This is a genomic window from Pedobacter jeongneungensis, from assembly GCF_000633455.1.
Classification (GTDB): Bacteria; Bacteroidota; Bacteroidia; order Sphingobacteriales; family Sphingobacteriaceae; genus Pedobacter; species Pedobacter jeongneungensis_A.
On sequence record NZ_AYMG01000013.1, the window covers coordinates 49,965 to 63,399 of the forward strand.

Sequence of the window (13,435 nt, forward strand, 5' to 3'; positions counted from 1 at the left end):
GAAAAAAGCAATAAAAATTAAAAATACAACTTGCGCTGAAAGGCGGGATAATGGATATTTTTTATCCTAAAATTCTATCTATGAATACATTAAAAATAAAAACATACTTGCTCATAATTAGTGCATTGTGTTATGCCGGAGTGGCATTTGCACAGCAGGGCAACCATACTTTTAAACTTGGTGAAAGCGATTTCCTTTTAGATAACAAACCTTTTCAAATCATTTCAGGAGAAATACATTACCCAAGGGTTCCGAAAGAAGCCTGGCGCGACCGTATGAAAATGGCTAAAGCCATGGGTTTAAATACCATTGGCACCTATGTGTTCTGGAACCTGCACGAACCACAGAAAGGAAAATTCGATTTCTCGGGCAATAACGATATTGCAAGCTTTGTTAAAATAGCCAAAGAGGAAGGCTTATGGGTAATCCTGAGGCCTAGCCCTTATGTTTGTGCCGAGTGGGAATTTGGTGGTTATCCTTATTGGTTACAGAACGAAAAAGGTCTTGTTGTGCGTAGCAAACAGAAAGAATACCTGAGCGAATATCGCAAATACATCAACGCGGTGGGCAAACAGTTGGCACCATTGCAGATCAACCATGGGGGTAACATCCTGATGGTACAGGTAGAAAACGAATATGGTTCTTACGCTGCCGATAAAGAATACCTGGATATTAACCGGAAAATGTTTATCGAGGCAGGTTTTGATGGATTGCTGTATACCTGCGATCCTGAAATTGATATTGTTGGCGGGCATTTAAAAGGCTTATTACCGGCCATCAACGGTCAGGATAATCCTGAAAAGGTTAAAAGTGCCATCAATAAATACCACGAAGGCAAAGGGCCATACTTTATTGCCGAATGGTACCCGGCTTGGTTCGATTGGTGGGGCGCTCCACACCATACCATTCCTGCCGAAAAATATACCGGCAAACTCGATTCGGTATTGGCTGCGGGTATTTCTTTAAATATGTATATGTTCCATGGCGGCAGTACAAGGGCATTTATGAATGGTGCAAATTACAAGGATATTTCGCCTTACGAACCGCAGATCAGCAGTTACGACTATGATGCTCCTTTAAACGAGGCGGGTAATGCAACCGAAAAGTTCAGGCAGTTCCGTGCAGTGATCGAAAAGCACCTGCCAAAAGGCACAAAGTTACCGGCCATCCCCGCCGATAAACCTGCAATTGCGATTAAAGCTTTTCAACTGACTGATGCGTCATACATTTTTGATCATTTACCAAAAGGTACTGAGAACGATAAACCGCTAACTTTTGAAGATTTAAATCAGGATTATGGTTATATGCTCTACCGGACCAAAATTGAAGGTGGAAAAAAAGGACTGCTCAAAATCAATAAACTGAGGGATTATGCCCTGATTTTTATCAACGGTAAAAGGATAGGGGTTTTAGACAGAAGGTTAAACCAGGATAGTATCATGCTGGATTTACCTAATGGCAGCCTGCAACTTGATATTTTTGTAGAGAACATGGGCCGGATCAATTTTGGTAAATACCTGTTAGACAATAAAAAAGGTATTACCGAAAGCGTTTTGTTTAATGGTACAGAGTTAAAAAAATGGACAATGTTTAGTTTGCCTTTTAACCATACTGAAGCCATTGATGGCAAGGCGCCTGTAAATAAAGCGAGTGAAGGCCCGGTAATTAGAAAAGGATCTTTTAACCTTGTCAAAACTGGCGATACCTATCTCGATATGCGTACCTGGGGTAAAGGTGTGGTTTGGGTAAATGGACATAATTTAGGGAAATACTGGTCTATCGGTCCTCAACAAACCATTTATTTGCCAAAAGAATGGCTAAAAACTGGTAAAAACGACATCACTGTTTTAGAATTGCTGGATAATAAGCAAACTACATTGGAGGCCATATTTACACCGATTTTAAACAGTTTGAAGAAATAAAATACGCTTGCGTAAAATTCCCGTTAAAGAATTTTTTACCTTAGGTAACTGTAATAAAGATATCAAAATTATCTATTCTTAAATTATTGAACATGAAGTACTGCCTGTTTTTTTTATTGATCTGTGCAAAATTTAGCTTTGCTCAAAACCTGCATGATTATCGCATTAGCCCTGTAGAATTTAATAAGGTAAAACTAACAGATAAATTTTGGTTGCCCCGTGTCGAAACCAATAAAGAAGTAACCATTCCCACTTCATTTGCCCGTTGCGAAAATACAGGCAGGTTAAAAAACTTCGAAATGGCAGCCAAAAAAACAGGGAAATTCTGTACGGCCTATGTATTTGATGATACCGATATTTATAAAACCATAGAAGGTGCTTCTTACTCGCTGGCGGTATATCCGGATGCGAAGCTCGAAGGCTATATCGATTCCCTGATCGTAGTTATTGCCAATGCGCAGGAACCAGATGGTTACCTATATACCGCAAGGACCATTAATCCTGCAAACCCACCATCATGGTCGGGAAAAGAGCGTTGGGTAAACGAAGGGAATATGAGTCACGAATTGTATAACTCTGGCCATTTAATCGAATCTGCGGTGGCACATTACCAATCAACAGGCAAGAAAAACCTGTTAAACATTGCCATAAAAAATGCAAACCTGCTGGTGGCCACATTTGGGCCGGGCAAAAGGAGTGTCGCACCCGGGCATGAGATTGTTGAAATGGCCCTCGTGCGCTTATATAGAGTTACAGCCAATGAAAGTTACCTTAAACTGGCGAAATTTTTTATAGATCAGAGAGGCATAAAGCAATATGATGCAAAGGATAAAAACCCCTGGAAAAATGGCGCATACTGGCAGGATCAAACGCCGGTAATCAACCAGGATGAAGCTGTAGGCCATGCCGTAAGGGCCATGTATTTATATGCGGGTATGGCTGATGTTGCCGCCTTAACCGGAGATAAAGATTACCTGAATGCCATTGATAAAATATGGGCCAACATGTGTGGCAAAAAAATGTATGTAAACGGTGGCATTGGTGCTGTACCCGATGGTGAACGTTTTGGTGATGATTACGAATTGCCCAATGCCACTGCTTATAACGAAACCTGTGCCGCAATTGGCAACGTATACTGGAACCAGCGCATGTTTTTGTTGCATGGCGATTCAAAGTATATTGATTTAATGGAAAAAGTGATGTACAATGCATTGCTTTCGGGGGTAGGCCTGGATGGGAAAACATTTTTCTATACCAATGCCATGCAAATTTTTGACGGCCCTCACCATAAAGATGCCGAACCAGGCAGGTCGGGTTGGTTCGAATGCTCTTGCTGCCCAACCAATATGTCGCGCTTTTTACCATCTCTTCCCGGTTACATTTATGCCCAATTCAAAGATCAGGTGTATGTAAACCTTTTTGTGGCCAGTTCTACTGATTTGAAAGTGAATAATCAATCGGTAAAAATTACCCAACAAAACAATTATCCATGGGATGGAAACCTGAATTTTAATATTGATCCACAAGAAGCAAGTACTTTTAGCCTTAAGCTGCGTTTGCCGGGCTGGGCAATAAACGAGGCGATTCCGTCTGATCTTTACAGCTACAACCAGAAAGGCAAAGCAGGATTTGCGATAAAGGTAAATGGTAAAAATGCAAAATACCACATCGAAAAAGGTTATGTAACCATTCAAAAACTTTGGAAAAAAGGAGATAAGGTCGAGTTTATACTTCCAATGGAAGTGAAAAAAGTAACCGCTAATGCGAAACTTAAGGAAGATGCAGGCAAGATCGCTTTACAGCGCGGACCAATGATGTTCTGTGCGGAAGCGGTAGATAATACAGCAAAAATAAGTGCGATTAAAGTACCTGAAAAAACACAGTTTAAATATTCATTTAATCCAAACCTGTTAAATGGAGTGGCAGAACTGAGCGGTAATGCGGTAACAACTGCAGCTAACGGAAATAATTTAACTGTGCCCCTTAAACTTATTCCATATTATGCATGGGCAAATAGGAGCAAAGGAGAAATGAGTATTTGGTTTCCTGAGCTGTAGGAGTCATCAATGTTTATTTGCCACGGAGACTTATAATTGAAAATCTTCTGAGATTTGTCACCCTGAGTATAGTCGAAGGGTATCCGAGCGTATAATACTACTTCGATAAATCGTCATTCCTAACCCGATAGCTATCGGGTCGATTGGGAATCTTAAATGAACTATGTTTAGGCATTAAGATTCCCGCCTGAGCGGGAATGACGATCTTTCTGGAAGGATCTGCCTATATTAACTTTAAATAACTCAGCTTACGTCTAAAATAATAATCGTTATAATAACGTTTAAAAATGGCATAATTTATCTAAAAAGTGCTTTTAGGCGTGTTTTGTGATGATTTGCCCCCTATTATTTACCATATTACCCCTCACGAAGTGCAGGTTTTTTTTAGTTATTTGTTACATAACCAGATATAAAACCAACCACTATGACAAAAAGAAAACTACGCAAACTCCCCTAAAAAACATTAAGATTTTAGCATCCAGGTAACAGGATGCCGCCGCAACACCAGCGTTAAATTTTGCTTGTTTACCAAAATAAGCAAAGCACCATGGTATGCGCATGAAATGAATATGCCATCATGAGATACTAACTATATCCGTGGTGATGGTATGTTATTGACCAAACTAACTAAATAACTAATTTCTAGCCTGAATTAAAAAATGAGAAAAAGCTACAAAAAGTCAGCTCATGTAATCCGCTATTTATTTTCGCCAAAACTGGTATTCCGAACGGTTTTGGGATTATTGATGCTGATCTGCTCCTTAAATGCCAATGCCCAAACGGAGGTAACCGTTAAGGGTATGGTAAAAGATACCGTAGGTGGACTGCCCGGTGTAAACGTTAAAGTTTCCGGAACCAACCGGGGAGTTTCGACAGACGAAATGGGAAGGTATAGCATTAAACTTCCAAGATCTGGAAAATTGCTCTTCTCGTTAGTGGGGTACAAACCTCAAAATAAAACCATTGCCGATTACGACCGCGGTGCTGATGGAAGTTATACCATTAATGTAACGCTTTTGTCGGATGCCAATTCACTTGATGAAGTAGCCGTAGTGGGTTTCGGAACGCAAAAGAAAACCAGTGTAATCAGTTCGATTACCGCCATTAATCCGAAAGAACTTAAAGGACCAACAAGTAACCTTACCACCATGATGGCGGGGCGTGTGGCTGGTATGATCGCTTACCAAAGAAGTGGTGAACCTGGTGCCGATAATGCCCAGTTCTTTATCAGGGGGCTCGGTACTTTTGGTGCGGGCAAGCAAGATCCTTTGATTTTGATTGACGGGGTAGAATCGACACAAAATGATATGGCCCGACTACAGCCCGATGATATTTCTTCGTTCAACGTACTTAAGGATGCTACCGCTTCTGCCGTTTATGGGGCCAGGGGAGCCAACGGGGTGGTGCTCATCCTCACCAAGTCTGGTCAGGCAGGTTTGACTAAATTTAGCTTCAGGGCCGAATCGTCATTATCTTCCAATACCAAAAATTTCAAGTTTGCAGATAACGTTACCTATATGAAACTCGCAAACGAAGCTGCATTGACCAGAAACAGGCTTGCCATTTTACCTTACCTGCAAACCAAGATAGATGCTACGGCTGCGGGCGAAAACGGACTGCTTTACCCAAATAATAACTGGATTGAACAGTTGATCAAAGATTATACAGTTAACCAAAGGTACAACCTCAATATTTCAGGAGGGGGAACCAAGGCCAGTTATTATATCGCTGGTACCTATAATATCGATAATGGGGTGCTTAAAGTGGCCGATCTCAACAATTTTAACAGCAATATCAAACTGAAAAATTATTCGGTGCGCTCTAACATCAATATCAATTTAACCAATACTACCGAGGCCATCCTTAGGGTTTACGGGCAGTTTGATGATTATACCGGGCCGGTAGGCGGTGGCGGTGCCACTTTTAACCGCGCAATATGGTCTAACCCGGTGATGTTTCCGGCCGTTTACCCGGCCAGTTTATCGCCTTACAGCAACCACCCTTTATTTGGTAACGCGGTATCGCCAACAGGCGCATTATATATGAATCCTTATGCTGAGATGGTAAAAGGTTATCAGGACAAAAATGCCTCTACTTTACAAACACAAATTGAGATTAAACAAGACCTGAAATTTATAACCCCGGGTTTAACGGCCAGGATGATGAGTTATGCACGCAGGTACTCATATTTCGACATTTCGCGGGCCTACAATCCATTTTATTATTCAGCAACAGAACAGCCTGATAAATCAATCGGTTTAACGCTGATCAATGGTGGGGGAGCATTATCAATCGGTCCGGTAGGAACGGAATACTTAGGTTACTCTGAAGGTAAAAAGGACCTGAACTCTACCTTTTATGCCGAATTTTCTGGTAATTATAGCCGGACTTTCGCACAAAAACATGCAGTAAGTGCCATGTTAATCACCACCATGCGCAATTACCTGGCGGCAAATCCGGGAAGTTTACAGCTTTCTTTGCCTTCGCGTAACCAGGGAGTTTCGGGTAGGGCAACCTATGGCTACGATAACCGGTACCTGGCCGAGTTTAACTTTGGTTACAATGGTTCTGAACGTTTTGCGGCAAATAACCGCTTCGGTTTCTTCCCTTCCTTCGGTTTAGGTTACAACGTTTCTAACGAGAAGTTTTTTAAACCCTTAACCAAGGTAATTACCAGCCTGAAACTGAGGGCAACTTATGGTTTGGTGGGTAACGATCAGATCGGAAATGCAGACGACCGTTTCTTTTATCTTTCTGAAGTAAATATGAACAATGGTACCTATGGGGCAAATTTTGGCGAAGATGGCCTTTATTACCGTAATGGTATTTCGATATCGCGTTATTCAAACCCATTGATTACCTGGGAAAGATCGAAACAGATTAACCTGGGTATGGATATGACGCTTTTCAACGACCTGAGCCTGACCTTTGATGTTTATAAAAACGAACGTTCCAATATCTTAACCGACCGGACTTTCATTCCAAGCACCATGGGTTTACAGGCTGCAATCAGGGCTAATACCAACAAAGCAGAGAGCAAGGGTGTCGATTTTTCGGCCAGTTATAACAAGTCTTTCAGCAACAGTATGTTTTTATCGCTCCGCGGAAACTTTACTTATGCCACCAATAAGATTTTGATTTACGATGAACCTTCTTTTAATGCGAATGAAGCATACCGTTATCATGTTGGTTTACCTACAACACAGGCCTTCGGTTTAATTGCAGAGCGTTTGTTTATTGATGATGCCGAGGCTAAAAATTCGCCGGTACAATTTTCGGGCGTACCCGGTGTAAATTATGGTGGTGGCGATATCAAATACCGCGATGTAAATGGTGATGGGATCATATCAGATGCCGATCAGGTTCCGATTGGTTTACCTACAAGCCCTGAAATTGTTTATGGATTTGGTGGAACATTTGGTTTTAAAGGATTTGATATCTCAGCTTTCTTTCAGGGCTCTGCAAGGTCATCTTTCTTTATTAACCCGGGCAATATTTCTCCATTTGTACTCAATAAGGAAGAAGGAAATCCAAATGCAACCCAAAATGGATTGCTGGAAGTAATTGCTGATAGCCACTGGTCTGAACAGAACAGGGATACCTACGCTTTCTGGCCACGCTTAAGTTCCAACTTTGTAGACAATAATACACGTACCTCTACCTGGTGGATGCGTAATGGCGCTTTTTTAAGGCTAAAGAGTGTCGAAGTGGGCTATAACCTGCAAAACAAACTGCTCAAAAGATTGGGCCTCAACAGTACAAGGGTTTATGTTAACGCCACCAACCTTGGTGCACTAAGCTCCTTTAAACTTTGGGACCCAGAAATGGGCGGAAATGGCTTAGGATATCCTGTCCAAACCGTATACAACATAGGTGCAAGTGTATCCTTTTAACGATTTAGCTGAAAATAAAATATGAAGACCAACTATCATTTATTTCCAAAAAATATGGCAAAGCCCGCTTTGGCAACATTGGCACTCGGCCTTTTGTTAAGTGTACTATCCATCACTTCCTGTAAAAAATACCTCGATATCGTTCCCGATAATGTGGCCACGATAGACAATGCCTTTACTTTAAGGAACGAGGCCGAAAAATATCTTTTTACCTGTTATTCCTTTCTTCCAAAGGATGGTGACCCATTATTGAACGTAGGTTTTATGGCCGGGGACGAAATCTGGACCTCTTTAGATGAGCGTGAATTTATCTCTTATGGCTGGAGGGCAGCCCGGGGAGGCCAGGGTGCAGAAAATCCATACCTCGATGCCTGGAACGGCCGCTACCAGGGTGGTGGTGCCGGCGATAACTTTGGCCTTTTCAAAGCAATCAGAAACTGTAATATCTTTTTAGAAAATGTGCAGGATTTATCCAAAATTCCTGATTTGAGCATATCAGAACGTGAACGCTGGATCGCTGAAGTAAAATTTTTAAAGGCGTATTACAATTTTTACCTGATGAGGATGTACGGTCCCATCCCCATTATTGATACCAATTTAGGCATCAGTGCCAATGAGGATGAGGTAAGGGTAAAACGCGCACCATTTGACGAATGTGTCACTTATGTAGATGGTTTACTCGATCAGGCAATACCAAACCTGCCGCAGATTATTACCGATAAAAGTACCGAGCTGGGCCGCATTACCAAACCCATTGCATTGGCCATTAAAGCAAAACTATTGCTTACTGCAGCAAGCCCTTTATTTAACGGCAATGCCGATTATAGTGGTTTTGTAGATAAAGACGGTGTAAAATTGTTCAACACCACCTATGATGCCAACAAATGGAAAAAAGCTGCAGATGCCGCAAAAGCCGCTATCGACGCCGCTGAAGCTGCCGGTTTTAAACTTTACCAGTTTCCGGGTACTACTTTTAAACTTTCTGATACGACTTTAAGGCAGCTGACCATTAAAGGTGCTGTAACCGAACGTTTTAATGTAAACCTCGAACACATTTGGGCAAACCCCAACAGCCGTACAGGTAATCTGCAGCGTACTGCCATGCCACGTTTGGCCACTACGGTTGTAGTAGGTAGCGCAAGGCAACAACTGGCACCGCCATTAAAAATTGCCGAAATGTTTTACAGTAAGAACGGTGTGCCCATCACTGAAGACAAAACCTTGGATTTTACCAATAAGTATACACTCCGTACTGCGGTAAAAAGCGAGCGCTTTTACATCAAAGATGGCTACACCACAGCCAGGATCAACTTCGATAGGGAACCAAGGTTTTATGCCGATTTAGGTTTTGATGGTGGCGTTTGGTACAAATACGACAGTCCGACCAATTCTGATGAAGGTACCTTCTCTGTGGAGGCGAAATCGAACCAGGTGGCGGGTGCCAATAACTTTGGCTGGTATAACGAAACCGGGTATTTTGTGAAAAAACTGGTAGACTGGAACATGATCAATGGCTCTAACGGTGCAAGCTACAGGGATTATCCCTGGCCGCAGGTGAGGTTGGCAGATCTTTATCTGATGTATGCCGAAGCACTGAATGAAACATTGGCAAGTCCATCTGCAGATGTTTACGAATACCTGAACAGGATCAGGGCAAGGGCCGGACTTGCAACCGTACAAGTCGCCTGGACTAATTTTTCAAACAACCCCGGGAAGTTTAGTAACAAAAATGGCATGCGGGAAATTATCCAGCAGGAAAGATTGATCGAAATGGCTTTCGAAGGCAGTCGTTTTTGGGACATCAGGAGATGGAAACGTGCTGCAGAGGTACTCAACCAAGCCATCACCGGATGGAGTGTGTACCAGCCGACGAACTCAGAGTATTATCGTGTAAGGACCATTTTTAACCAGAATTTTGTTTCACCACGCGATTATTTATGGCCTTTAAGAACTTACGATTTAACTGTTAACCCTAAACTGGTACAAAATCCAGGTTGGTAATATCAATTTTAAAAGCATATCAAGATGAAAAAAATAAATAAAAACCTGTTATTGCTGCTTTTAAGCACGGTTGCCTTTTTTTCGGGCTGTAAACAAGATACCATTGGCCCATTGGAAAATAGTACCGCCATCCCGGGTCAGGTATCCAATGTTTCGGTAACCAATGGTCCCGGTAATGCAACACTTACTTTTAGCCTGCCTAACGATAAAGACCTGCTTTACGTAAAGGCTATTTACAACTTATCTAACGGTCAGGAGATGGAGGTTAAATCTTCTTATTATGGCAATAGCCTGCTGGTTGAAGGTTTTGGCGATACCAATGAACATGAGGTGAAAATTTATGCGGTAAGCAGGAGCGAAGTGGCTTCGGCACCTTATGTAATCAAGGTGAAACCATTAGAAAATCCAATCTGGGGTGTATATAGAAGTTTAAAAGCTGTTGCCGATTTCGGTGGACTTAATTTCAAAGCGACCAATCCTTCCAAGGCAGATTTGTCTATCGAGGTATTTGTCCAGTCTAAAGGCAAATATGTTCCAACCTCTAAAAATATTTACACCGCTGCCATTGATATTGATCAATCGGTTCGCGGTCTGGATACGTTGACACAGAAATTTGCCATCAGGATCAGGGATAGGTGGTTAAATTATACCGATACCATATTTGCCACATTAAAGCCCTTGTATGAAACTACAATCCCAAAATCTACCTATAAAGAAGTGATTTTACCTGGCGATAGTCCGCAGGAATATACTTCTACCGGCGTTTCGAAAATGTGGGATGGCAATATTATCGATTGGCCAAGTGTATGTTTAACCAAACCAGGTGTATTGGTACCGCAATGGGTAACCTTTGATCTTGGAAAGCTCGCTACGCTGAGCCGTATCGTGATCTGGAACTATCCAGAATACCTGAATGCTGGTAGAACTTATTATTACGGAGGTAATTTAAAAGAGTTCGAAGTATGGGGAACTGATAATCCACCTGCAGATGGAAGTTATAACAACTGGGTATTGTTAGGTAAATACAATTCGCAAAAACCATCAAAGAGTGCCTATGGCGTACAAACCAGCGAAGATTATGCTTTTGCCAATGCAGGGATAAGCTACAATTTCGCGGTAGGCCTTAAAAAGGTCAGGTACCTGAGGATCAAATCGATCAACAACTGGCAGGGAACCACTTTCATGAGTGTATCGGAAGTACAGGTTTACGGCGATCCGAGATAAGGCATTTACTTAAAAGAAATTTAGAAATGAACAAGCAAAACATATATAAAAGCAGGTTAACATTAACTTTTCTGGCCCTGGCAGCAGTTATTTTTAGTGCCTGTACAAAATCAGACGAGTATAAAAAGTTTACGCAGGGCGGCGAAATTTCTTATACCGGAAAACTGGATTCCATTAACATCAAATCGGGTAATAACAGGGTATTTATACAAGGGCTCTTCCTGGCAGATCCGAAAGTTACCCTGTGCAAAATTTTCTGGAATAACAAAGCAGATTCGGTGGTGATTCCGGTAAAGAAAAAATATGCTACCGATACCCTGAAATATTTTGTAGAGAAAGTGACCGAAGGGGTACAGAATTTTATAATCTATACTTACGATGCCGCAGGCAATAAATCGATCCCGGTTTATAAAACAGGCCGGTCGTACGGTGCGAGGTATCAGGCCTCACTCTTTAACAGGCCGATCGAATCTGCTTTTACAGATGCATCTGGCGCAACCAAAATCACCTGGCTGGGTATGGACCGTTTAACAGGGGTTTTTGCAACTGAGATTGAGTATACCGCACTGAGTAATGTGGTCAAAAAAATCAGGACAAAGATCGACGAAACCACGACATCCATTGCTGATATTAAGCCGGGTACAGGAATCAGGTACCGTACTTTATTTTTGCCCGATACCATATCTATCGATACTTTTTCTACCGAGTTTCAGTCTCAACGTGTAGGAGCAGATATTACCGCAGCCTATTTTAAAAATAGTGGTAATCCTTTTTTGGCTGCAGCCAGCGGAGGCAGGTGGCGTAACATTGCCGATTGGACGGTTACCGCAAACATTAAAAATCACGGTGGTTTGGGCGGCTGGTGTTCGGATTCAGGAGGCTGTTTAGCTATGGAAATGGGCTGGGATGGTACGGCTAAAATTGTAAATGGTAAAATTTATCAAACCTTTACACTACCTGCCGGTAATTACAGTTTTGAAATTGTGATGGCCAAAAACGAGGCCCTCGATCCGGTGTACATTGTAGCAGCCGCCGGAGATACACTTCCTGATGTGGCGGATGTAACAACATCATTAGGTTACACCAATTTTGCCAATAACAAATTTCAGTTTAGCCTGGCGCAACCTACAAAAGTTTCAATCGGTTTCCTGGCCTCTATGACTACGGGTAACCAGTTTTGGATTGTAAAATCAGTTACGCTGAAATCACTTTAAGCCAATGAAAAACAACAGCTGACAACATTAAAGACATTTTCTGTTAATCGGTTTTAACCGGAAAGAGCGTTTTACGAAACATTCTTTCCGGTTTTTTATGCTACCATAATCTTTAAGATTCCCGCCTGCGTGGGAATGACGACCATTCTTTTTTATTTCGCTTTTTTCACTCCTTCACTTGTCATTACAATTCTTTTGATCGTTCCATCACTGTTGTAGTTTAAATAATCAATGCAAACTGATCTTCTAAAGCTACCGCCATCGGTATTAATTGCTCCGTTATGGTAAATAAAATACGATTTTCCTTTAAAATCGATGATGGCCTGGTGATTGGTATTTGAATTTCCGGCAATTTCATTTAAAATGCCTTTATATTCCCATGGGCCGTTTACATTCTTGCTCATGGCATAAACAATCTTTTCGGGGAAACCTGATGCATAAGATAAATAATACCAGTTTTTGCGTTTGTGAATCCAGGGTGCTTCCGTAAATTCGGGAACGTTTACTTTCTGAATGGGACCATCCAATTCGATCATATTTTTTTTCAATTTGGCATAATAGCATTGTTGATTGCCCCAAAATAGATATGCCTGTCCGTCATCATCAATAATTACCGTTGGATCAATATCATCCCAGCTAATTTTTACATCAGTGGTCATGTCGTTGGTAATCAAAGCTTTTCCAATCGCATCTTTAAAAGGACCACGCGGGTTATCGGCTACGGCAACACCAATTGATTTACCATGCATCGTGCCATGCTGGATGGCCACATACCAATAAAATTTTCCATCACGTTCAATGACCTGCGAAGCCCATGCATCATCGCTGGCCCAAGCAAAACTTTTTACATTTAATGGCGATTGATGCTCCTTCCAAGTCACCATATCGGCCGATGAATAACATAACCATTCGTGCATTTCATAACGTTCCTTGCCTTTGGGTGCAACATCGTGTCCGGTATATAAATAAACCGAATCACCATAAACTAAAGCTGCGGGATCAGCAGTATATTTGTCTGTAATAATCGGGTTGCCTTTCGAAACAATGGTTTTCTCTTGTGCTTTTGCTGCTAATAAACTAATTGAAAAACCTAAGAGCGATAAGAATATTTTTTTCATGGTTAT

At 41.6% G+C, this 13,435-nt stretch carries 7 protein-coding genes; 6 read left to right on the forward strand and 1 reads right to left on the reverse strand.

What is annotated here, in order from left to right; genetic code table 11:
* Positions 1-80: 80 nt before the first annotated feature.
* The 6 genes from U859_RS0112380 to U859_RS0112405 all read left to right on the forward strand — a co-directional run bounded on the left by U859_RS0112380 (position 81) and on the right by U859_RS0112405 (position 12,311).
* Complete coding sequence (locus tag U859_RS0112380) at positions 81-1,922, forward strand: glycoside hydrolase family 35 protein (RefSeq protein ID WP_025143686.1); 1,842 nt, start codon at positions 81-83, stop codon at positions 1,920-1,922.
* Between the two features lie 92 nt (positions 1,923-2,014).
* Entirely contained in the window at positions 2,015-3,979 is a 1,965-nt protein-coding gene (locus tag U859_RS0112385; protein ID WP_025143687.1) for a glycoside hydrolase family 127 protein, read from the forward strand.
* 659 nt (positions 3,980-4,638) lie between these two features.
* Positions 4,639-7,872 carry a SusC/RagA family TonB-linked outer membrane protein gene (locus U859_RS0112390; protein ID WP_025143688.1) on the forward strand — a complete coding sequence of 1,078 codons (3,234 nt, stop codon included), beginning with the start codon at positions 4,639-4,641 and terminating at the stop codon, positions 7,870-7,872.
* 54 nt (positions 7,873-7,926) lie between these two features.
* The gene (locus U859_RS0112395) at positions 7,927-9,873 is read left to right on the forward strand and encodes a RagB/SusD family nutrient uptake outer membrane protein (protein ID WP_029985710.1); all 1,947 of its coding nucleotides are present in this window, start codon (positions 7,927-7,929) and stop codon (positions 9,871-9,873) included.
* A 24-nt stretch (positions 9,874-9,897) separates the two neighbouring features.
* Positions 9,898-11,097, forward strand: a complete 1,200-nt coding sequence (locus tag U859_RS0112400; RefSeq protein ID WP_025143690.1) for a DUF5000 domain-containing lipoprotein — start codon at positions 9,898-9,900, stop codon at positions 11,095-11,097.
* 26 nt (positions 11,098-11,123) lie between these two features.
* Complete coding sequence (locus U859_RS0112405; protein ID WP_025143691.1) at positions 11,124-12,311, forward strand: DUF4998 domain-containing protein; 1,188 nt, start codon at positions 11,124-11,126, stop codon at positions 12,309-12,311.
* A gap of 152 nt (positions 12,312-12,463) precedes the next feature.
* Here U859_RS0112405 and U859_RS0112410 read toward each other — a convergent pair whose 3' ends face one another.
* A complete protein-coding gene (locus tag U859_RS0112410; protein WP_029985711.1) occupies positions 12,464-13,429 on the reverse strand; it encodes a glycoside hydrolase family 43 protein in 966 nt (321 codons plus the stop codon).
* Positions 13,430-13,435: the final 6 nt, after the last annotated feature.